At 31.7% G+C, this 23,353-nt stretch carries 17 protein-coding genes; 4 read left to right on the forward strand and 13 right to left on the reverse strand.

Features of this window, described 5'->3' with window-relative positions; genetic code table 11:
- Positions 1-6: 6 nt before the first annotated feature.
- The 7 genes from ACYU7A_RS09785 to clpB all read right to left on the reverse strand — a co-directional run bounded on the left by ACYU7A_RS09785 (position 7) and on the right by clpB (position 9,446).
- Entirely contained in the window at positions 7-1,002 is a 996-nt protein-coding gene (locus ACYU7A_RS09785; protein ID WP_460576135.1) for a virulence RhuM family protein, read from the reverse strand.
- 62 nt (positions 1,003-1,064) lie between these two features.
- The gene (locus ACYU7A_RS09790) at positions 1,065-2,492 is read right to left on the reverse strand and encodes a WG repeat-containing protein (RefSeq protein WP_460576137.1); all 1,428 of its coding nucleotides are present in this window, start codon (positions 2,490-2,492) and stop codon (positions 1,065-1,067) included.
- A 1-nt stretch (position 2,493) separates the two neighbouring features.
- Positions 2,494-3,711: a hypothetical protein gene (locus ACYU7A_RS09795; RefSeq protein ID WP_460576139.1), complete on the reverse strand. Its 1,218-nt coding sequence runs from the start codon at positions 3,709-3,711 to the stop codon at positions 2,494-2,496.
- A gap of 93 nt (positions 3,712-3,804) precedes the next feature.
- A complete protein-coding gene (locus tag ACYU7A_RS09800; RefSeq protein WP_460576141.1) occupies positions 3,805-4,590 on the reverse strand; it encodes a TonB family protein in 786 nt (261 codons plus the stop codon).
- A 192-nt stretch (positions 4,591-4,782) separates the two neighbouring features.
- The gene (locus tag ACYU7A_RS09805; RefSeq protein WP_460576143.1) at positions 4,783-5,592 is read right to left on the reverse strand and encodes a hypothetical protein; all 810 of its coding nucleotides are present in this window, start codon (positions 5,590-5,592) and stop codon (positions 4,783-4,785) included.
- Between the two features lie 318 nt (positions 5,593-5,910).
- Complete coding sequence (locus tag ACYU7A_RS09810) at positions 5,911-6,360, reverse strand: GNAT family N-acetyltransferase (protein WP_460576144.1); 450 nt, start codon at positions 6,358-6,360, stop codon at positions 5,911-5,913.
- Positions 6,361-6,842: 482 nt separating this feature from the next.
- Positions 6,843-9,446, reverse strand: a complete 2,604-nt coding sequence (gene clpB / locus ACYU7A_RS09815; protein WP_460576146.1) for an ATP-dependent chaperone ClpB — start codon at positions 9,444-9,446, stop codon at positions 6,843-6,845.
- A gap of 212 nt (positions 9,447-9,658) precedes the next feature.
- Here clpB and ACYU7A_RS09820 point away from each other — a divergent pair, with 212 nt between their 5' ends.
- The 3 genes from ACYU7A_RS09820 to ytxJ are packed head-to-tail and all read left to right on the forward strand — an operon-like array spanning position 9,659 to position 11,444.
- On the forward strand, positions 9,659-10,513 hold the full coding sequence (locus tag ACYU7A_RS09820) for an archaemetzincin (RefSeq protein ID WP_460576148.1): 855 nt from the start codon (positions 9,659-9,661) through the stop codon (positions 10,511-10,513).
- 39 nt (positions 10,514-10,552) lie between these two features.
- Entirely contained in the window at positions 10,553-11,041 is a 489-nt protein-coding gene (locus ACYU7A_RS09825) for a phosphoribosylaminoimidazolesuccinocarboxamide synthase (RefSeq protein WP_460576150.1), read from the forward strand.
- Positions 11,042-11,054: 13 nt separating this feature from the next.
- Positions 11,055-11,444, forward strand: a complete 390-nt coding sequence (gene ytxJ / locus ACYU7A_RS09830; protein ID WP_460576152.1) for a bacillithiol system redox-active protein YtxJ — start codon at positions 11,055-11,057, stop codon at positions 11,442-11,444.
- Between the two features lie 60 nt (positions 11,445-11,504).
- Here the strand turns inward: ytxJ and ACYU7A_RS09835 are convergent, their stop codons facing one another.
- Both ACYU7A_RS09835 and fahA read right to left on the reverse strand, forming a co-directional pair.
- Entirely contained in the window at positions 11,505-12,689 is a 1,185-nt protein-coding gene (locus ACYU7A_RS09835) for a hypothetical protein (protein WP_460576154.1), read from the reverse strand.
- A gap of 63 nt (positions 12,690-12,752) precedes the next feature.
- Entirely contained in the window at positions 12,753-14,036 is a 1,284-nt protein-coding gene (fahA, locus tag ACYU7A_RS09840) for a fumarylacetoacetase (RefSeq protein WP_298305988.1), read from the reverse strand.
- A gap of 113 nt (positions 14,037-14,149) precedes the next feature.
- Here fahA and glyA point away from each other — a divergent pair, with 113 nt between their 5' ends.
- The gene (gene glyA, locus ACYU7A_RS09845) at positions 14,150-15,424 is read left to right on the forward strand and encodes a serine hydroxymethyltransferase (RefSeq protein ID WP_460576157.1); all 1,275 of its coding nucleotides are present in this window, start codon (positions 14,150-14,152) and stop codon (positions 15,422-15,424) included.
- Positions 15,425-15,495: 71 nt separating this feature from the next.
- Here the strand turns inward: glyA and ACYU7A_RS09850 are convergent, their stop codons facing one another.
- From ACYU7A_RS09850 to ACYU7A_RS09865, 4 genes are all read right to left on the reverse strand, one after another.
- A complete protein-coding gene (locus ACYU7A_RS09850) occupies positions 15,496-17,901 on the reverse strand; it encodes an alpha-ketoacid dehydrogenase subunit alpha/beta (RefSeq protein WP_460576159.1) in 2,406 nt (801 codons plus the stop codon).
- Positions 17,902-18,183: 282 nt separating this feature from the next.
- Positions 18,184-20,982 carry a gluzincin family metallopeptidase gene (locus ACYU7A_RS09855; protein WP_460576161.1) on the reverse strand — a complete coding sequence of 933 codons (2,799 nt, stop codon included), beginning with the start codon at positions 20,980-20,982 and terminating at the stop codon, positions 18,184-18,186.
- On the reverse strand, positions 20,979-21,869 hold the full coding sequence (locus ACYU7A_RS09860) for a hypothetical protein (protein WP_460576163.1): 891 nt from the start codon (positions 21,867-21,869) through the stop codon (positions 20,979-20,981). The genes ACYU7A_RS09855 and ACYU7A_RS09860 overlap by 4 nt, the downstream gene beginning before the upstream one ends.
- Complete coding sequence (locus tag ACYU7A_RS09865; RefSeq protein ID WP_460576165.1) at positions 21,869-23,302, reverse strand: MBOAT family O-acyltransferase; 1,434 nt, start codon at positions 23,300-23,302, stop codon at positions 21,869-21,871. Before ACYU7A_RS09865 ends, ACYU7A_RS09860 begins: the two co-directional genes overlap by 1 nt.
- Positions 23,303-23,353 lie beyond the last annotated feature (51 nt).

The following is a 23,353-nucleotide window of genomic DNA, read 5'->3' on the forward strand; positions in this document are numbered from 1 at the left end:
TCTATTTTATTTCTTTAGTTTTTTAGAAGTGTTTTCTATTTGATTTATAAAATATTTTTCTACTTTTGAGAGTTCATTTTTAGTAGATTCTTTGAATTTATCATATTCTAATTTAGCTTTTTCAAGTGCTTGCTCATGACTTATTGTACCAAAATGATCTAAAATTTCTTGACCTGACATTTTTAGAAAATCATCTAATCGTTCTATCCAATCTTTCATGTACATTGGTTTTTGATTCAATGCTTGAAGTTCTGCAAACTCTAAATATGCTGTAACAATTCGATTTAAAAGATTTAATTCTTTTTCGTTTAAATAGTTTTTAGCAACTTCTGTTTCTTGCAATGTTGGCTTTTCTCCTTTAAAATTGGTTAGTCCAAGATTTGGTTTTGTAGCATCAATTCGATTGTAAATAATTTCTGCAGCTGTATTTCCATGAGTTGCCCAATGCATTTTATTTTGAATTGTTTTGAAGAAATTTTGTGAAGTTTCTAATGATGGATTGTAGTCAATACTTGTAGAATAGATGTCCAAAACTTTTCTCCAAAATACTTTTTCAGACGAACGTATGTCTCGAATTCTTGCCAATAATTCGTCAAAATAATTTCCTCCACCAACTTGTTTTAGCAAGTCATCGTTCATGGCAAAACCTTTCACCAAATATTCTTTCAGACGTTGCGTTGCCCAAATTCTAAATTGTGTTCCACGATGTGATTTTACTCTGTAACCAACTGAAATTATTACATCTAGATTGTAGAATGAAGTTTCATAATTTTTGCTATCAGAAGCAGTTGTTCGGAATTTCCGAACAACTGAATTTTCATCCAATTCATTTTCTAAAAAAATGTTTTTTAGATGCTCACTTATGGTTGATTTCGATTTTTGAAATAAATCGCAGAGTTGTGCTTGGGTAAGCCAAACGGTTTCATCCAAAAGACGTGTTTCTATTTTAGTAACACCATCTTCGGTCTGATAAATTAGGATGGTAGATTGATTTTCGTGCATGTAAAATAAATTGAATCGTAAATATACAAAAAATCTTTAAGTATCTTTTTAGTCTGATTTTGTTACTTTTTATATAGTTCTTTGAAATCAAAATTTTCTATTACCGAATTCTTTGTTGCTTCAATCTTTTTTATTTTCCTATTATATTCTATACTATCATATTCTATAGGAAGTATTATTTTTCCTTTAGCATTCATTAAACCATATTTTTTATCTTTTTCAATTTTTATGGAACTATGAAAATTTGTCATCGAATCGTAAATAAATTCAGTGTAAAACTTCAGATTTTGATAAAGTGCTGATTTATTATTTTTAGTTAGTATCAATACAAAACCATCTTCTTTTGTATAATTTTCGGTATAATTGATGACGTCATATTCTAATGGTAAAATTACAGTTCCGGCATAATCTACAACTCCCGATTTACCATTTTCTTTAACGATCATTTCTTTATCATCTAGAACCTGAATTTCCTCGAAAATCATAGTGGTTTCTTCCCATTTTGCAATGTCAAAAATCACTTTTTTCCCATCTCTTTCTAACATCAATCTATCGAGAATATTTTTGTAAGGAAAGAAGGAGATTTTATCATAAATCAAAGGAAGTTTTTCTTCGAAATTATCATTGACCAAGGTGTATTTTTCTCCAATTTTCACTTTGAAATAATCTAAAACAGAGTCAAAATATTGATTGAAATTGACTTCAACTTTGTCATAATTAGGACTTATCTTTTTTCCTTTTTTATCAATAAAATAACAGGTTTTATCCTCTTGAACTAAAATTCCCATTTTATACATTCTCAAACTTTTGTATTTAAAAGGAAACACAATTTTGTTTTTGTTATTTATGATTCCAAACAAACTATCTTTTTTGTAAATAGCAATTTCGCTATCAACGTAACTAACATAATCTGATTTATCAATCTTGTAAATCAACGGATTGACAAAATTACCACCATTTGACTTCCATAATTTGACTCTCGTAAATTTGTTGTCGAAATAAGGTTTGTCTTTTTTTACACTTAAAAGAGTTCTATCTTGAAAAGAATTACTTGATTTAGAATATTCTACAGATAAATAATATTCAATGGGAGTTTTTTTAGTTCTCTCACCATTATAACTTCCTGTTCCATAACTATTTCCGCTTGCTTCTGTAACTTCATTTTCGTTTGGTTCTTTCCTTTTTGTAAAATGCAAAGACACAGTGTAGGTTGCAGAACTCGAACCTTCATCATGAGTTTCAAAGTTGGGTTCGTCATAAATTAAAGAACTAAAAACAAATACTTTTTTTTCATCTTTTATTTTGAAAACAGGAAAAAGTTTGGCTGTTGGTTTGTTGTTGAGCAAAGCCATAACGGACTTTTGTAAAATGTCATACATTTCTTTTTCGTCACTATTCATTTCAGAAATAGGTCGATATTCGTTTATTTGTTGTGAAAAACTGAAAAACGTTATCAAAAGAATTGCTAAAAATAGAAATGATTTTTTCATGTTAATAGAATTCATATTTCTTTACATTTCCATATTTTTCGGTCACTTGCAAAGCGTTTGGTGTATAATTAAAGATGGTTTCGGAATGTTCTATGCGATTACTTTTTTTTGAATACCGAATTGAATCTATAATTTTTTTCAATCGCTTTTGATCATCATATTCATATATACTTTGCTTTTCATAGTCGGTTTTTAAATTTGTTATAAAATGTTCTATGAGTCTAGTTTCATCATATTTGTAAGTGGTAATCGAAACACTTTTTTCTATCTCTTTATCTTTCTTTTCAATGTAAATTGTACGAGTGTATTTTACAATTTGATTGTTTTCATACTCCAATTCTTCTTTCAAATATTCTTTGCCATAGTAATACTGAAACTGTTCTGTTACATTATTGTTTTTATCATATTTATAAGTGGTAAATCGTTTTTTATTGCCTTGCCATATCAATTTATTGTTCTCGTTGTAAACAGCAGAATCTTTTACAGAATAATTATCATAAGTGATTTTATCTTTGAAGATATTGATTGTTTTTAAATAGATAGCAATCAAATTTTTGTTTGTATCATAGACACATTCTTCACTTTTTACCTCTTTCGATTCACCTTGAGTACGTGTTGTTTCTTTTTTAAGCAACAGATTTTTATCATAAAAAAACTTCTCTATTTGATTTTTAGATTTTATTTCTACAATTTGATTTTTTTCATAAAGCACCTCTGAATCAATAACATTTCTTGTATAAGTGCCATTACTTTTTTTATTTTCAGAAATAGTACTAAAATAATCAACACGTTTTTTTCTATCAAGTTTTGCTAAATAAATGTTTTTAGAATTGATTACATCTTGAACAGCTACTTCACTATAATTTAACCTTTCACTTTCTTGCATAGCTCTTTCGTTGGCGCGTTTTATCTTTTCTTCATCAGATGTTGTTGTAGTTTCTTTTTTTATTAGCACATTTTTTTTATAATCAAAAGTGGTAATCTTGTTAGTATTATCTTCAATTACAGTTTCTTTAATAATATTCCCATTTTCATCATATTCTTTAGTTGTGTTGTCAATTATGGATTTTTTAAGTTTTTTATTGAGCGACTTTGGGTAATCTAAAATGTATTCTGGAAATTTTATTTTTGGCAAATCAATTTTGGCTTCAGGCGATTGAAATTGCCCAAAACTAAACACAGAAAAAAGCAGAAAGTAGAATAAGATGATAGGTTTCATGAGTTTTACAAAAAAGTAAAAGTATAAAAAAAACTGCAAGTTTTTAGGTTGCAGTTTTTGGTTTTTTATCATAGAATGTACTATCTGGTTCTATCACTCTAATTTAAAATTTACTGGCAATGCAAATTCTGTTTTGACAAGTTTACCTTCAAACTTACCAGGTTTCCATTTCGGCATTTGGTTAACAATTCTTAAGGCTTCATCATCCAATTGCTTTTGGATACTTTTAATGATTTTTGCATTTGTTACAGAACCATCGGTATCAATTATAAAACTCACATAAACGACACCTTGAATTTCATCTCTCATGGCATCTTTTGGATAAACTAATGTTTGACCTATAAATTTGTATAATTCGGTTACGCCTCCTATATATTCTGCCATTTCTTGATAAGAGCAATATTCTGTTTTATTTCCTTGTTCGTCATAACATTCACCATTTTGCCATTCACCATTTTTCCATAGTTCCAATCTTTTCAAATTGCCGTTTCTGTAGAAAACTTTGAATTCACCATTGAGGTTATTTTCAGTATAAAAACACGTAACTTTTTTCTCACCACTTAAGTACCATTCTTCATACTTTCCGTTTTTAATTGGTAAGGTTGCGCTTACATTCTTATTAGCACTTTTTTTATCATATACTTCATAGGCAGCCATCAAATTTTCTGCATGCAAATAATAAATCTTATGAACATAAAGATTTGGATTCATTGCTTCTGCAATAGCAAATGCCTCAGCTTTAGATCTGTGGCATTTAATAATAAAGCCATTTTCATTTCTGTAAAAAATGGAGTCTCTATTTATTGCTACAACATCCGATTGAGCTGAAATTTCTATTGCGAAAAACAACAGCAACAAGAGTAAATTATGTTTTTTCATTGTAAATATTTGAAGTAAAAGTATAAAAAAACTACAAGTTTTTAGGTTGTAGTTTTTTATTTAGATTTTGTGCACGGATTATAAATCTGCGCTATCGGATTTAGTAATTGATGATTTTTAAATGAAAAAACAGAGACCACAAAATGCAATCTCTGTTTCAATCAACTAACTATAAACTACTACTACTTTCAATTATTCACACCAAGTCGTCAATGTAATTTCTACAACATTATTTGAATTTACTAAACTTGTTGTAAGAGTTACTGTTTGGCTTCCTGTACCGCAAACACTTCCTTGTGATGGAAACGAGAAGAAATTATAAGTTCCAGCTGGTAGATTCACAAAACAGTTTCCATAACCATAATCTTGAGCATTTGGATCTCCAGGATAAAAATATTCTCCAGTTGCTGTGTTTTGCGCTCCAAAACCACCATCAATAGCTTGATTTCCTTGCGAATCTACTAGATAAAGGCAAACATTATAAGTTTTGATGCTAATTTTTATAGACTCAATGTTTGTAATAATTGCCCCAGATTTATTGTACTGTCTTGTCAATGCACTACGGATTGGTTGAACATAAGTCAATGCCAAAGTATAATTATTTGCATTGATTGCTGTTGTTATTTGAGAAGTCAAACCCATAATGATATCATTTTGGTTTACCAATTCATTAGCATTATTTACAATAGAAGTTGAAGAGAAAGGAATTGTAGAATTGCTTTGAGCCAGCCCAACAAAGTATTGAATATCATCTGAATTATTTAAAACGGAATTCACATGATAATTCATTTTAGTTTCAAATAAAGGCGCATTTGGATTGTTTAAAACCGTTAATTGTTTTACTAACTGATTTACCGCTTTTCTAGCAACAACAACTTCTTGTTGCACGTTTTCTGCCGATTGTATTGCGGAGTTCAAATTCTGTTCTGCTAACGATTGAGCAAAGGTTTGTCCGAAGACGAAAACGGTTAGCGTTAACGCATAAAAGATAATTTTTTTCATGATGAAAAGGTTTTGATTAATACTTTGTCAAAGTTAGAATGACTTTGATGTTTTAAATCAATTTTTAAATTATCTATTCGTTAATAATCAATAGGTTAGAGGCGTTATATTTGTTGTTTTATAAATGTTTGAATAATGTATTTTTAATGTGAAAGAGGTACTTTTGAAGATTTATATGTATAAAAAAATCTCGTTCAAAGCTGAAATTGATTTTTTCTTCCGATTTGCAAATTCAAAAGTTCTAATCATTTCTAAATAAAATTACAAGTTTTAAAGTTTTTTAAGTTTTAGGTAATTGATTTTGAATTTGTGTTAACCTCACAATCCCAATTCCATTACTGGCATAAACCTATCTTTCACCGCAGTTTCTAGTTTACCAATCGTTTGAAATCCGTGTTTTTTATAAAATCCTTCTGCGTAGGGTTCAGAGTCTAGGTACACTCTTTTATAATTTTGGTTTTGGATGCGCTTTAAGAAATCTGTCATTAGATAACTGCCCATACCTTTGCCAATGTATTGTGGTAGAAGAAACAAATTATCGAGTTTGATGTTGTGTTCGTCTTCCAAAATATAAGAGTAATAGCCCACAATTTTATCGTCAACAGCAAAAGTATAAACAGGATGTGTATTGATGTACTCTTGCGTAATAGTAAGCGCATCATCCCAAACCAAAAGTAAATCTTCGGAGTAACCCCAAAAGGCTTTCGACTTTTTAGTGATTTGGGTTAAGTGTTCGTGGTCGGTTGCGTTGGCTGGTTGTATGGTCATATTGAGAAGGTTGGTTTCCCAAAGATAATAAAAAAAATAGAAAGCTTTGAAAGGCAATTAAATGTGAAGTTTTTTAAACCACATAGAAACATAGATTTGTTTTGAACATAAAGTCGCTTTGCTCTAAATAGTTTTCATAGAGTAATCTGTGAATCTGTGGCGGTTTTTTTAACACAGAGTTACACGAAGTTTGGCACAGAGTTACTCAATGTTTTTTCTTTTATGACTTTTGTGTTTAAATTAGAACGCGGATGAAACGGATGCGATGCAAACGCAGATTTACGCGGATTTTTTGTTTTGTAGCACAGAGTTACACTAAGTTTGGCACAGAGTTACTCAATGTTTTTTCTTTTGTGACTTTTGTGTTTTAATGGAGCATAACAGAAAAGACCTAACAGGTTTTAAATCCCATTAGGTCTAATCCAACTAAAACCAACCAAATACTTATAAAGAAAACTTTATTTTAATTTGCGAATTTGCGGTTAACTCACCAACTCGCTTTGATTTCTAAATACCAATTGTCCGTCAAAAGCATCTAGCAAAATGATACTATCTGTAGTAACTTTTCCTGCCAAAATCTCTTTACTCAATTGATTTAAAACTTCTCTTTGAATGACTCTTTTCACAGGTCGTGCTCCATATTGTGGATCGTAACCTTTTTGTGCTAAATAATCAATCGCTTCTGGAGTTGCATCCATCGTGATATTTTGGTGTGCTAACATTTTGGTAACGCTTTTCAATTGCAATCCAACAATTTGTTTGATGTTTGCACTTGTTAATGGCGTAAACATTACAATTTCGTCTATTCTGTTGATAAATTCTGGTCTTACCGTTTGTTTTAATAAACCTAAAACTTCTACTTTGGCAGCTTCGGTTACGGCTTCGATATTTCCTTTTAAGTTATCAAATTTATCTTGTATAATGGCACTTCCCATATTGGAAGTCATAATGATAATTGTGTTTTTGAAATCCGCCACACGACCTTTGTTGTCAGTCAATCGTCCTTCGTCCAAAACTTGTAATAAGATATTGAACGTATCAGGATGCGCTTTTTCAATTTCGTCCAAAAGGATTACAGAATACGGTTTTCTTCTAACTGCTTCGGTCAATTGACCACCTTCATCATAACCTACATATCCTGGAGGTGCACCAACTAATCTACTCACCGAATGACGTTCTTGGTATTCGCTCATATCAATACGAGTCATTGCGTTTTCATCGTCAAATAGATATTCGGCTAACGCTTTGGCTAATTCGGTTTTTCCTACACCTGTTGTTCCTAAGAATAAGAACGAACCAATTGGTTTTTTCATGTCTTGTAATCCGGCACGACTTCTTCTCACAGCATCACTCACAGCTTCAATTGCTTCTTCTTGACCTACAACTCTGTGGTGCAATTCGTCTTCTAGTTTCAGGAGTTTTTCTCTTTCACCTTGCAACATTTTCATTACTGGAATTCCAGTCCATTTTGCTACGACTTCTGCAATATCTTCGCGAGTTACTTCTTCTTTGATTAACGAAGTTCCTGCTTGGTTTTCGGCTAATTGTGTTTGCAAAGCATCCAAACGTTCTTGAGCGTCTTTAATTTTTCCATAACGGATTTCGGCTACTTTTCCGTAATCGCCATTACGTTCGGCTTGTTCAGCTTCTGTTTTGAAATCTTCAATCTCAAGTTTTACTGCTTGAATATTATCCACCACATCTTTCTCTGATTTCCATTTGGTGAAGATTTCGTTGCGCTCTTCTTTTAAGTTTGCTAAATCCATTCCCAAACCTTTCAATTTGGTTTCGTCATTTTCACGTTTAATCGCTTCCATTTCGATTTCCAATTGCATGATTTTTCTATCCAAAACATCCAATTCTTCAGGTTTTGAATTGATTTCCATACGCAATTTAGAAGCTGCTTCGTCCATCAAGTCAATGGCTTTATCTGGAAGAAAACGATTGGTAATATAACGTTGCGATAATTCCACAGCTGCAATAATTGCATCGTCTTTGATTCGCACCTTGTGGTGGGTTTCATATTTTTCTTTGATACCACGCAAAATCGAAATCGCACTTTCGGTATCAGGTTCATCGACCATTACTTTTTGGAAACGACGTTCTAATGCTTTGTCTTTCTCGAAATATTTTTGGTATTCGTCTAATGTTGTTGCTCCAATTGCACGCAATTCTCCACGAGCTAAAGCAGGTTTTAAGATGTTAGCTGCATCCATCGCACCTTCGCCACCGCCAGCACCAACCAAAGTATGGATTTCGTCAATGAAAAGCACTATATCACCTTCGGCAGAAGTAACTTCTTTTACAACCGCTTTTAATCGTTCTTCAAATTCTCCTTTGTATTTTGCACCAGCAATCAATGCGCCCATATCTAACGAATAAACGATTTTATCTTTTAGATTTTCTGGAACATCACCATCTACAATTCGGTGTGCTAAACCTTCTGCAATGGCTGTTTTACCAACACCAGGTTCACCAACCAACATCGGATTGTTTTTGGTACGACGCGTTAAGATTTGTAAAACTCTTCGAATTTCTTCATCACGACCAATTACAGGATCGAGTTTACCGCTTTTAGCTAATTCGTTGAGGTTTTTGGCATATTTGTTCAAAGAATTGTAAGTTTCTTCGGCAGATGCAGAAGTTACTCGTTCGCCTTTACGCATTTCATCAATTGCGGCTTGCAAACCTTTTTCAGTAACACCTTGATCTTTTAAAATCTGTGCGACTTTACTTTTTGATTTGAAAATAGCTAAAATTAAATGTTCGATAGAAACGAATTCGTCGTTCATTTTTTTGGCAATGATTTCGGCTTCGTTTACAGTTGTGGAAGCATCACGAGAAAACATAATGTCGCCACCAGAAACTTTCGGAAAACTTTGAATCGTGCTGTCTAATACTTTTTTGAAAAGCTCCACATTAACGTTGAGTTTTTTCAAAATAAAAGGCGTTACATTTTCATCGACTTCTAAAATGCCTTTGAAAATGTGTTCGTTTTCGAGTTGTTGTTGCCCAAAACTTTGTGCAATTTGCTGTGCTTGTTGCAAAGCTTCTTGCGATTTGATTGTGAATTTATTGATGTTCATATTTTTGTTGTTCTTGTTTATTTTTTGTTGTTGAATTACTTATTTGTTAGGATTTCGTCAATATGTGTTCCAATCCTAATTTTAGGACAAAATGACTGATTTTGAGCGTCAAACACTATTAAAGTTACGACAATTTGTCTTAGTAAATGACAATTCTTCTGTTTTTTTGATACTAATTTTTGAATTATTTAGTTATTAAGAAAAACGTAGCCATGAAACGACTTTCTTTAGTATTAATTTTAGTTTTTTTAATTTCTTGTAAAAAAGAAACGCCAAAGAGTCCATTAGATAATTTAGCTGATTTAGATGTCAAATTAAGTGTTCCAAATCCAGGCGAATGGCTTGCAGAGCATAGTGAATCTGGGCAAAGTTTTGAAAAATATACTCAAATTGATCCTGTAACAATTTCAGAAAAACGAAAAGTAATTTATATTCAGCCTATTGGAAATTTTACTTCAGAAGAAAAGATTATAGTTGACAAAACAGTTGAATATGTGGGTAAGTTTTTTCAACTGAAAACTACAATGTTGCCTTTAATTCCTGAGGATGCTATTCCAAGTGATAAAAAGAGACTAAATAGTGGTGTTGAGCAATTTGATGCAAGCTATATAACGCATAAGGTTTTACCAAAGAAAATGCCTGATGATGGTATTGTAGTTATGGCAATCACTGCAAAAGATTTGTATCCGAGTGAAGATTGGAATTATGTTTTTGGTTTAGCAAGTTATCAAAAACGAACTGGAGTTTCTTCATTCAACAGGTTTTTAACGGATAATGATTATACACTTTGTTTAAATAGAATTGCTAAAACTGCGGTTCATGAAATTGGGCACATGTTTACAATAAATCATTGTAAGCATGCCGTTTGTTTAATGAATGGTGTAAATCATTTGCCAGAATCTGATACAAAACCAAATGCATTATGCTCAGAATGTTTGAAAAAATTATCTTGGAATTTGAAATATGATGATAAAAAACGCTTTACTGAATTGATTTATTTTTTAAATTCTAATCATTTGGAGAAAGATGCCTTACTTTTGCAAAAGCAATTGGATGCTTTAGATTAGTTGATTTTTTTATATATAAAGCATAAAGAGAAGTAAATAATGAGTGAAAATAAATTTAAAACAAAATCAGGCTATTGCCATGTTTTGCCTGATAAAATTGTTTTGACAAGAGATGGTGTGATTGGAAATTTATCAAAAGCTGTTAATGGAAATGGAATTTCTAGAATTCTAATTTTATATTCTTTGATTTCAATTTATTTACTTTATTCCTCTTATTCAAAATTTCAAAAGGATGAATTTGTTCCAGCTGTATTTTATTTAGGATTAGCAGTATTTTTAATTTCAGGAATTTTTAGAAGTATAAATAATTCTGCTACGCCAATAATTGAACGAAGTAAAATAAAAGAAGTCAAATTTATTAACGGAACTAAAGGAGTAACACGTTCTAGATTTGAAGTATTTTTTGAAGATGAGAAAGGAAAAATTAAAAAGCGATTCATATTGCTTCCAGGTTCATTAAGTAATGGTGATAGTGCAACTAAAAAGGCACTAGAAATTATGAAAAATGAAAAATTAATAGTGTTATAATTAGTTAGATATTATGAGTTTATTTAAAAATATATTTGGCTCTTCAGAGGAAGGAAACCAATCCTCAAAAATAGAGTGGAGACAATTAACCGATTTAGGTCAGTTAAATGAAATTGTTGATTTGTCCAATGAAAAAGCAGTTTTGATTTTCAAACACAGTACACGTTGTAGTATTAGTCGTTTTGCTTTAAAGCAATTTGAAAACGAATTTGATTTGGAAGAAAAAATCACACCTTATTTCTTAGATTTATTAAATCATCGTGATGTTTCTAATGAAATTGCCAATCGATTTGATGTGTTTCACCAATCGCCACAAATCTTGTTAATTAGAAATGGAAAGGCTATTTTTTCAACTTCTCATGATGATATCGATGCTAAATTTTTAGAACGATTCACAACATAAATAGAAAAACGCATTTGAAATTAAATCCAAATGCGTTTTTTTATATCTGCAATCTGAAAATTATCTTCTAAATTTATTTCTAACGATAATATCTTTCAGTTTGGCTTTCAAGTCTTCTCCAGAATCATAAACCATTTGTTCATTACTTGGAAAAGGCACGGCTCTTTGGTCAAAGTAGCTGATATAGCTTTCGTCGCAAGCGTTTCTATCTCCATTGTATCTTGCGTAAATATGTTCGAAAACAAACTCGCTTGACAATGGAAACGTTTCAATTAATTGATTGTTTCTAAAATCTATATAATCAACTTTAGCAACAACTTGAGTAGATTTGAATTGTCTAAATTCATAAACAGTTGCTCTTACTGTTTTAAAATTATCTACACGAATTGGGTTGCCTTTTTCGTCTTTTACTGGATTTCCGTTGGCATCTAAAAGTGGTTTTGTACCATCTTTTACTTGTCGTTCCTTTTGGAATTCTTTTTCTTTAACTTGTTCTGGCGAGATATTTATTTGACGAAAGTTTACAATTAAACCATAATCATAAGTGATTCCTTTTACTTTATTGCTATGATAAACCGTCCATTTGTCGTTTAAACCAAAAGTACTGAAGTCTAACAAATCATTTTGTAAACGAACAGGAATAACCATATTGGTTTCGTTTTTGGTAAAAACGCTAACGTAATCGGTTCCTTTAATTTGAGCTTCGTTTATTAGCGCATTTACATCTTTAAAATTTGGTGAAAGCGTATTTAAGTAAATCAAATCGTCATAAGCACGACGGAAACTCATTTTGTCTTTTGTCGCTAAAAGTGCTTTAGAATTATCGTAAAGGTGTTTGGCAAGTGCGTTTTTACTATTTACAATCTGATCAGAATAATCTTCAAATGGAAAAATGGCATTGCGACCTTCTTTCATCAATCGCAATGGCAAAAGAGGTTTTATCAACTCTTGACGGTTGTTCAATTGAAGATAGGTAGTATAAATTTTCTCGGTATTACTTGGACTTGCATCTTTAAACCATAGGTTGATGTTTTGCAAATCACGTTCTTTAGCTTTTGCAAAAGCTTCTTCAAGTAGATAAATGTAATCTTGTTTGCCTTTTGCTTCTTTTCGGTTTCTTAATCCTTCTACAGCATTTTGGATAGCACTATCATAATCGCCAGAAGTTAATGATTCTCTAGTTTGTCTTACACCACATGAAGTGATAAGAACAAAAAAGGTTAGGAGCAATGTAATTTTCTTCATGGTATATAATTTTAGAGTTACTAATTGGAACAATCCAAAAAGTAAGCCAAAAATAAAAGTTTATTATTTTCTGACGAATGGTGGTAATAATTTGCTAGAAACTTCTCCAAAACCAATACGTACTGAACTATTTTGACAATGTCCTTTCATAATAACAGTATCATTATCGTTGATAAACTTACGCTCGCTACCATCTTTCATTTTGATTGGGTTTTTTCCACTCCAAGTCAATTCTAACATGGAACCATAACTATCTTCTGTTGGTCCAGATATAGTTCCAGAGCCCATCATATCACCAGAATTTACTCTACAACCATTAGAAGTATGATGCGCCAATTGTTGACTCATAGACCAATACATGTATTTGAAATTTGATTTTGAAACTAATGTTTCTTCAACATTTTCGGGTTTTATGTATACTTCTAAGTTAATGTCGTAAGCATGCTTTCCTTTTTGTTGCAAATAGGGAAGTGGTGTTGGTTCTTGTTTTGGACCTTTAGTTCTGAATGGTTCTAAAGCATCCATTGTTACAATCCAAGGTGAAATTGAAGAAGCAAAGTTTTTAGCTAAGAAAGGCCCAAGTGGCACATATTCCCATTTTTGCATATCTCTTGCGCTCCAATCGTTCAATAAAACCATTCCGAAAATATAATCTTCGGTTTCGTTTACTGGAATATTTTCTCCCATAATATTGGCATCGGTAGTGATAAAAGCCGTTTCTAATTCAAAATCTATAGCTTGTGATGGACCAAATACTGGTGTTGATTGACCATTTGGTAATGTTTGTCCCATTGGTCTGTGCACTGGAATTCCAGATGGAACAATCGTAGAACTTCTACCATGATATCCTACCGGAATGTGAAGCCAATTAGGTAACAAAGCATTTTCAGGATCACGAAACATTTTACCAACATTGGTTGCATGTTCTTTGCTAGAGTAAAAATCGGTATAATCACCAATTTGAACAGGTAAAAGCATCTCGATTTCATTAATTTTGAAGATAACTATATCACGATGTTCTTTATTATCTCTAAGTTTAGGATTGTTTTCATCAAATAAATCAGAAAGCCTATTTCTAACTAATCGCCAAGTTTTTTTACCATCAGATATAAAATCATTAAGTGTATCTTGCATGAACATATCGTCTGTTAGTTCGATACCTTCAAAGTAGCCTAATTGTTGTAAAGCTCCCATATCAATAGCGCTATCACCAATTCTTGTTCCAATAGTGATCACATCGTCTTTAGTTATAAAAACTCCAAAAGGTATATTTTGAATTGGAAAATCAGAATCTTTAGAAACTTCTAACCAAGATTTTTTAGCAGGATTATTAGCAAAATGCGGCATAATATATTTGTTGATTTGTTGTTGAAAAATTTGTAATCAAATATATCATTTAAGATTTATTTGACAAACATATTTCGTAATTTTGAGGAGTTTTTAACAAAAATCCAAAATAAATGCAACGCGACGAACAAATTTTCGATTTAATTCTTGACGAACAAGACAGACAAATACATGGAATAGAGCTTATTGCCTCTGAAAACTTTGTTAGTGACCAAGTAATGGAAGCTGCAGGTTCATGTCTAACCAATAAATATGCTGAAGGATATCCAGGAAAAAGATATTATGGAGGTTGTGAAGTTGTTGACATTGTTGAGCAAATAGCCATTGATAGAGCTAAACAATTGTTTGGAGCAGAATATGTAAATGTGCAACCACACTCTGGTTCTCAAGCAAATACTGCAGTTTTTGCAGCTTGTCTTCAACCAGGCGATAAAATATTAGGTTTTGATTTGTCTCATGGTGGACATTTAACTCATGGTTCTCCTGTGAATTTTTCTGGTAAATTGTATACACCTTCCTTTTATGGAGTTGAGCCAGAAACTGGACAATTTGATTATGATAAAATTCAGGCGATAGCAACTAAAGAGCAACCAAAAATGATTATTGCAGGAGCATCTGCTTACTGTCGTGATATGGATTTTGAGCGTTTTAGAGTTATTGCAGATAGCGTTGGAGCTTTGCTTTTAGCTGATATTTCGCATCCAGCTGGATTAATTGCTAAAGGATTGATGAACGATCCAATTCCGCATTGTCACATTGTAACAACTACAACTCACAAAACATTACGCGGACCTCGTGGTGGAATGATTATGATGGGTAAAGATTTTGAAAATCCTTGGGGGTTAACTACTCCAAAAGGTGAAATTAGAATGATGTCACATATTTTGGACATGTCAGTTTTTCCAGGAAATCAAGGTGGTCCTTTGATGCATATTATTGCTGCTAAAGCGGTTGCTTTTGGAGAATGTCTTACAGATGAATTCTTTAGATATGCGATGCAAGTTCAGAAAAATGCCAAAGCAATGGCAGAAGCTTTCAACAAAAGAGGTTATAATTTAATTTCTGGTGGAACAGATAACCATATGATGTTGATTGACTTAAGAAATAAAAATATTACTGGTAAAGAAGCTGAAAATGCGTTAGTAAAAGCAGAAATTACGGTGAATAAAAACATGGTTCCATTTGATGATAAATCACCTTTTGTAACTTCTGGAATTCGTATTGGAACACCAGCAATTACTACAAGAGGTTTAGTTGAAGAAGATATGGAAACTGTCGTTGAATTTATCGATAGAGTTTTGATGAATCACACTAACGAAGAAATTATTGAGCAAGTTGCCGATGAGGTTAACGAAATGATGAGCGAAAGAGCGATGTTCGTTTTCTAGAAATCAACTTTATTAGAATAAAAAAGACCTTTGTAATTGCAAAGGTCTTTTTTTATATGTGGTTTTAGAGTTTAGTATAAACTTGGAAAAGTTTTTGGTTTTGCTTCGTGCATAATAGCATAAACTTTCTCAAAAATATCTTCAACCGAAGGTTTAGAGAAATAATCGCCATCAGTTCCATAAGCAGGACGATGTGGTTTTGACGCTAATGTTTGAGGTGCACTATCTAAATGTTGATAAGCATTTTGAACTTCTACAATTTCTTGTAAGATATAAGCACTTGCTCCACCAGGAACGTCTTCATCAATTACTAACAAACGATTCGTTTTGGCAACACTTTTTACAATATCGTGATTGATATCAAATGGTAATAACGATTGAATATCAATGATTTCTGCACTTATTCCAACAGTTTCTAATTCTTTCGCAGCTTGTTCAACTAATCTTAAAGTTGAACCATAAGACACTAAGGTAATGTTACTTCCTTCTTTTATGGTTTCTACAACACCAATAGGAGTTTTGAATTCACCTAAATTGGTTGGCATTTTTTCTTTCAAACGGTAACCATTTAGACATTCTACTACTAAAGCTGGTTCGTCTTTTTCAAGTAAAGTATTGTAAAATCCTGCAGCTTTAGTCATATTTCTAGGAACTAAAACATGAATTCCACGGATTGCATTGATAATCATTCCCATTGGTGAACCTGAATGCCAAACACCTTCTAAACGGTGACCACGAGTTCTGATGATTAATGGTGCTTTTTGTCTTCCAGCAGTTCTATATTGTAATGTTGCTAAATCATCACTCATAATTTGAATGGCATACAATAAATAGTCTAAATATTGAATTTCAGCAATAGGACGCAAACCACGCATAGCCATTCCAATTCCTTGCCCAAGAATGGTTGCTTCACGAATTCCTACATCGGCAACACGAAGTTCACCATATTTTTCTTGCATTCCTTCCAAACCTTGATTAACGTCACCAATGTTCCCAGAATCTTCTCCAAAAATTAAGGTTTCAGGATATTTAGTAAAAATGGCATCGAAGTTATCTCTTAAAACCAAACGAGCATCAACTTCTTCTGCAGCAGCATCATAAGTAGGAGCCACCTCAGTTGAAGTTAAAATGTTTTTATCGGATTCAGAAAATAAATGCGAACTGAATTTAGGCTGAATTTTTGCAATATAATTTGTAATCCAAGAAGCTAATTGCGGTTGACCACTTTCAGATAAAATCATTCTTAAAACTTTTCGTGCTGTTATAAGAATATCTTTGCGAATTGGCTCTTTAGTTGCTGATAAATCAGAAGCAATTTTTTCAATGAAGATTTTGTTTTCGCTTGAAGAAGCAATAGAATTTAATAAATCAACCAATTCTTTTTGTTCCTCTTTCATTGGAGTTACAAATGCAGTCCAAGCTGCTTTTTTACCTTCAAGAACGTCTTTTTTAGCTTGATTGTCTATTTCATCTAACTCTTCTGTAGTTGCAAGATTATTTTCGATTAACCAATTACGCATTTGAACTAAACAATCAAACTGAGCTTCCCAAGCTAATCTTTCGGCATTTTTGTAACGTTCGTGGCTACCAGAAGTTGAATGTCCTTGTGGTTGTGTTAACTCTTGTACGTGAATTAAAACAGGTACATGTTCTTCACGAGCAATAGCAGAAGCTTTTTCGTAAGTGGCTACTAAAGCTGGATAATCCCAACCTTTTACAGTAAGAATTTCATAACCATTATTATCTTCATCACGTTGAAAGCCTTTAAGAATTTCAGATATATTTTCTTTAGTTGTTTGATGTCTTGCATGAACAGAAATTCCGTATTCATCATCCCAAACGCTCATCACCATTGGTACTTGTAAAACACCAGCAGCATTAATTGTTTCAAAAAATAAACCTTCAGAAGTTGATGCATTTCCAATAGTACCCCAAGCTACTTCATTTCCGTTGATTGAGAAATTAGTTTTGTCTTCTAATCCTTTTACATTTCTGAAAATTTTAGAAGCTTGAGCTAATCCCAACAATCTTGGCATTTGCCCAGCAGTTGGAGAAATATCTGCACTTGAGTTTTTTTGTTGGGTTAAGTTATTCCAATTTCCTTTGCCATCTAAAGAATGTGTTGCAAAGTGTCCACCCATTTGACGACCAGCGCTCATAGGATCGAAATTGATGTCGGTATGACCATACAATCCGGCAAAGAATTGTTCGATATTCATCGCTCCAATTGCCATCATAAAAGTCTGGTCACGATAATATCCAGAACGAAAATCACCATTTTTGAACGCTTTTGCCAAGGCTAATTGTGGGACTTCTTTTCCGTCACCGAAAATACCAAATTTGGCTTTTCCAGTAAGGACTTCACGTCTACCTAATAGACTACATTCTCTACTAATAGTGGCAATTTTATAATCGTTTAAAACTTCGGTTTTAAAATCTTCAAAAGTAATTTCGACTTTGTTTTGTGTTTCGGTCATAACTGAAAAGGAATTTCTTATGAAATCGCCACTAACAAGAAGTTTGTTGCAAACAAACACCAATGATTAAAAAGGCGATACCATATGTTACTTATAAAAAATAAAATTTAAACATTTGAAACAAATTTAATGAAAAAGTAGTAATAATTGTAATTCTGTGAAAAAAATATAATTTAATTATTGATAATTAAAATGCTTGATAATAGCCTTTGAATAGGAAATATTTATAAAAATGTTAAATTTTAAAGTAAATTATTAAAAAATGAATTTAAATTTTAAGAATTAAAACCATTTTCGAGTAAATAAACCAACCAAAGATTTTGGACTAAAAGCTACAATAAAACGTATTTTTTCAGAATATCTTGGCTGAGAAATTTCCCAACCATTGTTTGAATAAACTGGAAAGTATAGTTCGAAGAAATCGGTAACTAGATTCAAGCGAATTCCACTATCATAGACAAATCGTGCGTCTTGTTGTTTGTTTTTTAGAAATCCTAAATCACCATAAATTTCTACCCAATTCCATACGTTAAAACTTCCGTTAAGAGTTGTAATCCATTGATTTGAAAAAGGATTAGAGAGTCTGGATTTGAATCCACCTTCAGCTTCAATAAATTGTTGACTGAACAAACCGGTACTTTCAGAACGTCCTAAATAGTTATAATCGAAAAGATAATCTGTAGGTCTATCAAGAGCAAAATTGAAATAATTACTTTCTGATTTATTGTACAAGAAAAGTCCGCCATAAAGTCGCAAATTTACTTGTCTGTTATTATCAAAAAGTCTTCTAAAAGTAATACTTGCCGATGTTTTTCCAAATTGAGAACCCAATTGCAAATCGGTAGAATAAGCGAATGCTTTAGTGATTTCTATTTTGCTGCTATTAAAACGCGCATTGAAAATAGAGTAGTTGCCTTCAAAAGTGTTTTTTACAAACTGGCTTGGCTCTCTATTAACATACACTTGTCTTAAAACAATACTTCTACCTTGGTTGTTTCTTAAATCATCCTCTCTAAAGCGAAAAATCACGAATGGATTTACTTTTTGATAATAGGCATCAGGAGCATAATGAAAAGTGCTTCCGCTGAAACCATAGCGCATCAAGAATAAGTTACTATCGCGATTGAACTGATTTACAACAAAAGAAAAACTACCGGAAATGTCTTTGGTTTTGGTTGAAAAAGAAGGATTTACATCGAAAGTAAAAGGTCTATCCAAAATAGTTTTGTTATGAAAATTAAGCCCAGGAATGAAACCATCATAGTAATTATATTCCAAAGTTGGAACATACAAAACTTGATTGTAATTAGGGTCTTCCAAGTCTTTCATCAAGTTAAATTTGATTGGACGATTGCTAAGTCGGAATGGTTTTAACGATTTCCAATTGTTTCTCTGATTGAATTCGGGTACTATATTTTTGTAGTTGATTACAATTTTATCGGCGTTGTTTCTTTTAAAAGTATAAATTGAATCAACACTTGGATTGTCAATCCATTCTTTAAAAACTACTTTTTTATTTTTAATACCATAAACTGGAATCGGAACATTTACATCAGTTTTGTTTTTTAATGTAAAAGAAACACTATCACCAGTTTTAGTAACATTATCGAATTTATAATCGACAATTTTTCTGGAATTGATAATAGTATTAAAAAACCAATCGGTGTTTTTTAGGCTATTGTTTTTGATAATGCTTTCAAATTTGCCACTGTCTGTTTGGTTTTTTTCAGCATAAGTGACAAATTCACTAATACTTTTTTTCAAATTTTCCTCACCAATATAATCAGATAGGTATCTAAAACTTAATCCGGCTCTATACTTAGAAGCAATTTTCTCATTAAATTTTATCAATGTATTTTTTGGATCACCAAGAGGTTGGTCTAGATTTTTACGCGCCATTAACATATAGAAATAGCTGTATTGTTCGTTGAAATCTAAAGAAACTAATCGATAACCTTTTACCAATTTCAATTTTGCCACCGAGCCCATCATTTTGGCATCAGGATAATGCTCATCGATGTACTTCATCATGTAATGAATTTGGATGGCATCATAAATCCAATTGTCTTTTCTAGCGTCTAATCTTAAAGTAGATTTTAAATAATTGTTCAAAAATGTCTTTAAGAACTTTAATTCATAGATAAATTCGTCTGGAAAAGGACTAATAAATGAAGGCAATTGATTTAATCCATAAAAAGGATTGGTATCGTAATCTACTTGAGAAACGGTGATTTTAGATTTTTGATATTTTCCTAAATTTGCTTCTACATGGGTTAACACTTTATCAACAATAATGGCTTTGTTGATATCGCTTACTTTTTTGTCTTCAATATTTGTAACTATATCTAAATCACCATTTTTAAAACTCATAAAGCTGGTGTTCTTCTCGATATATAAATTGAAATACGAATATTTTTTTCCCGAAAAGTAAAACGAATTGTTCTCTTTCTTTTCTAGAGGTAAATCACTTACTACTTGATGGTCATTAGTATTAATTTGCAAATCAATATCAGAAATTGCATTTGAGGCATCATCAATATTTAAGTTACTATATTTTTTAAACGATTTGTTTTCATAAACTGCTGGTGTAAGAAAACAGTTTTTAAGCACCATTCCTTCTTGTGAATTAAATCCGTATCGTGTGAATTTATCATCAGGAATTTTCAAAAAATAGGAGAGTACAAATGTTCTTTTTTGATTGGGTAAGATGTTGCTATTTAAGGTAACATCCACTAAATCTGGATGATTTTCTGGTCTGTTCCATGTTAGAAGTGATTTTGATTCATCTATAATGGTAAGATTTTTGGTTTCACCACGCTCTTTCTCGGACGCTAAATGAAAGCTTCTTACAAATTCATCTGAAAATCGTTTGCCTAAAGGACTATTTCTATCAGAGTATGCATTATTCCAGTCGTTTAATATAATGGATTTAATGGTGTCAGCAGATTGGTTGAAATAGGTCAACTCTTGATAGACGCTAAGCATCTTTTTTTCATGATCAACATTGACAACAAATTTAGAATGATGTTGAGCTGCTGCAAAAAAGCTTAATAAAAAGAGTATATAGGTTACTTTTTTCAAGGTTTAGATTTGGGTTTAAATAATAGATTAAAGACTTCTTTTGTAAATTTTTCTGCACCACCTTTATTCATGTGTCCACAAGTAGAAAAATACTTGTCCTCAGTTACGAGATTTTCAAATCTACGAATTTCTGGATAAACCTTATTAATATGATTAAAATAATCTCTATTGATAGTTTCCATGCACATTGGCGTGGTCATGGCAATCAAGTTGATGTTATTTGCTTTACAAATGGCTTTAATTTCTTCGTAAGCTTTGTTTTTCTTTGGGTAATATTTAGATAAATCAGCAGCCACCATTGGTCTTTTATCGGTCATTAAAGGATAAAAACCATCTCTATCTAATGAATTAGTGGGCTTTTGAATGGCAGTTTGATAAAACTCTCTAAAACCAACACGAGCATCATAATGAAGGTATCGGTAAAATGGTATATAGAGTAATTTATTGTATTCTGGAATATTTTTATAGTGATTTCTAATGGTTTTTGAAGTATGAAAATAAGGCATAAACAAGGAACGAATGGCTTCTGAATGGTCGTTGGTATTGATATTTAAATCAACTTGAAGAATGAGATTTTCAATTTTATAGTTATTTTCAACCATTAACTTCAGCATCAATGCCGATTCTTCTAATCTTGAGCGTGTAATTCCAAAATTAAAAGTTTTGTAACCTTGGTCGTTGAAAATTTTTGGAACAAAATGATTGTTGACTCTAGAAGAACCAAGAAAAACGACATCAAAATCTTTGTCTTTTGAGCTAAAAATGTAGCTGATTTTGTTTCTAGATTTAGATTGCATGTAAACGGTTGTATACAACACATCAAGCAATATCATTGTAAGAATGAGAATTGCCAAACCTTTTAAAAGAAATTGTATAAACTGTTTCATTAGAACTGAAAATAAATGAATTCTTTGTAATCTGAAAAAACACCTAATGCTACAATTGCTGCTAGGCATAAACCTAATTTTAACCAACTATACTTACCAGAAATTGGTTCGATTCTATTTCGGTTATTCCATTCTACTAAAATAAAAACTAAAATTAATGCTATTAAATTGTGACTGTAACGTTCGATTCTGAAATATTGTTCAGAGAAATGTAAATCGCTAAACATTCGGATAACATAATTATACGCATCTGTTATAGTTTTGGATCTAAAAAATATCCAAGCCAATGCTGTAATTGCAAATGTTGTGGTAATATTAAACAATATTCTAATCGATTCTATATTGAATCCTAAAGTAAACGCATCAACATTTTTTCGATTTCTATTTAATAATAAAAGTGGTAAAAAGTACAAAGCGTTTATCAAACCCCAAACGATGAAGGTCCAATTCGCGCCATGCCAAAAACCACTAACTAAAAAGATGATGAACGTATTTCTAACTTGAAAAAGTTTATTGCCTTTGCTTCCGCCAAGAGGAATGTATAAATAATCTCTAAACCATGACGAAAGAGAAATGTGCCAACGACGCCAAAACTCAGCGATATCTCTAGAAAAATAAGGATAATTGAAGTTTTTCAATAAGTCAATTCCAAATAATTTGGAGGTTCCCAAAGCAATATCAGAATAGCCTGAAAAGTCACCATAAATTTGAAAAGAAAAATAAATCGCTCCTAAAATTAAGGATAAAGAATTCATTGTTGAATAATTATCAAAAATTTCATTGGCATAAATCGCGCAAGAATCGGCTATAACAACTTTCTTTACTAAACCCCAAACGATTTGATAAATTCCTTCTTTGGCTTTTTCAAATTGGAATTTTCTTCTCACTTTTATTTGTGGTAAAAGGTGAGTAGCTCGTTCAATTGGTCCTGCAACTAAAAGAGGAAAGTAGCTTACAAATAAGGAATAATCAACAAAGTTCTTTTCTGATTTTATTCGTTTATAATAAATATCAATAATGTAGGATAAGCCATGAAAAGTATAAAAGGATATTCCAACTGGAAGAATCAGTTTTAATAAAATTGGACTTGCTGTCAAACCAAAACCTTGCAATAATTCGGCAAATGAAGTGGCAAAAAAGTTATAATATTTGAATATTCCTAGAAATCCTAAATTGATGGAAATGCAAAGCCAAAGCCACATTTTTCGTTCAGATTGCGTTTTACTTTTTTCAATTTTCATTGCTGAAACATAGTCCAATAATGTTGAAAAAACTAAAAGAAACAGAAACCTCCAATCCCAACATGAATAGAAATAATAACTCGCCAAAATCAAAATATAATTCTGATTGATTTTAGATTTATGCCCAACAAACCAATACATTATAAAAACGATTGGAAGAAAAATGGCAAAATGTAACGAGTTGAAAAACATCTGTTCGGAAAAAGTTGAGCCACGAATTACACAAATATTCACGAATTAATT

This window comes from Flavobacterium koreense (assembly GCF_054776075.1).

Bases quoted from the DNA above. Each gene is read 5' to 3' on its own strand.
- ACYU7A_RS09785 (WP_460576135.1), bottom strand. From the start codon at position 1,002: ATGCACGAAAATCAATCTACCATCCTAATTTATCAGACCGAAGATGGT.
- ACYU7A_RS09790 (WP_460576137.1), bottom strand. From the start codon at position 2,492: ATGAAAAAATCATTTCTATTTTTAGCAATTCTTTTGATAACGTTTTTC.
- ACYU7A_RS09795 (WP_460576139.1), bottom strand. From the start codon at position 3,711: ATGAAACCTATCATCTTATTCTACTTTCTGCTTTTTTCTGTGTTTAGT.
- ACYU7A_RS09800 (WP_460576141.1), bottom strand. From the start codon at position 4,590: ATGAAAAAACATAATTTACTCTTGTTGCTGTTGTTTTTCGCAATAGAA.
- ACYU7A_RS09805 (WP_460576143.1), bottom strand. From the start codon at position 5,592: ATGAAAAAAATTATCTTTTATGCGTTAACGCTAACCGTTTTCGTCTTC.
- ACYU7A_RS09810 (WP_460576144.1), bottom strand. From the start codon at position 6,360: ATGACCATACAACCAGCCAACGCAACCGACCACGAACACTTAACCCAA.
- clpB (WP_460576146.1), bottom strand. From the start codon at position 9,446: ATGAACATCAATAAATTCACAATCAAATCGCAAGAAGCTTTGCAACAA.
- ACYU7A_RS09820 (WP_460576148.1), top strand. From the start codon at position 9,659: ATGAAACGACTTTCTTTAGTATTAATTTTAGTTTTTTTAATTTCTTGT.
- ACYU7A_RS09825 (WP_460576150.1), top strand. From the start codon at position 10,553: ATGAGTGAAAATAAATTTAAAACAAAATCAGGCTATTGCCATGTTTTG.
- ytxJ (WP_460576152.1), top strand. From the start codon at position 11,055: ATGAGTTTATTTAAAAATATATTTGGCTCTTCAGAGGAAGGAAACCAA.
- ACYU7A_RS09835 (WP_460576154.1), bottom strand. From the start codon at position 12,689: ATGAAGAAAATTACATTGCTCCTAACCTTTTTTGTTCTTATCACTTCA.
- fahA (WP_298305988.1), bottom strand. From the start codon at position 14,036: ATGCCGCATTTTGCTAATAATCCTGCTAAAAAATCTTGGTTAGAAGTT.
- glyA (WP_460576157.1), top strand. From the start codon at position 14,150: ATGCAACGCGACGAACAAATTTTCGATTTAATTCTTGACGAACAAGAC.
- ACYU7A_RS09850 (WP_460576159.1), bottom strand. From the start codon at position 17,901: ATGACCGAAACACAAAACAAAGTCGAAATTACTTTTGAAGATTTTAAA.
- ACYU7A_RS09860 (WP_460576163.1), bottom strand. From the start codon at position 21,869: ATGAAACAGTTTATACAATTTCTTTTAAAAGGTTTGGCAATTCTCATT.
- ACYU7A_RS09865 (WP_460576165.1), bottom strand. From the start codon at position 23,302: ATGTTTTTCAACTCGTTACATTTTGCCATTTTTCTTCCAATCGTTTTT.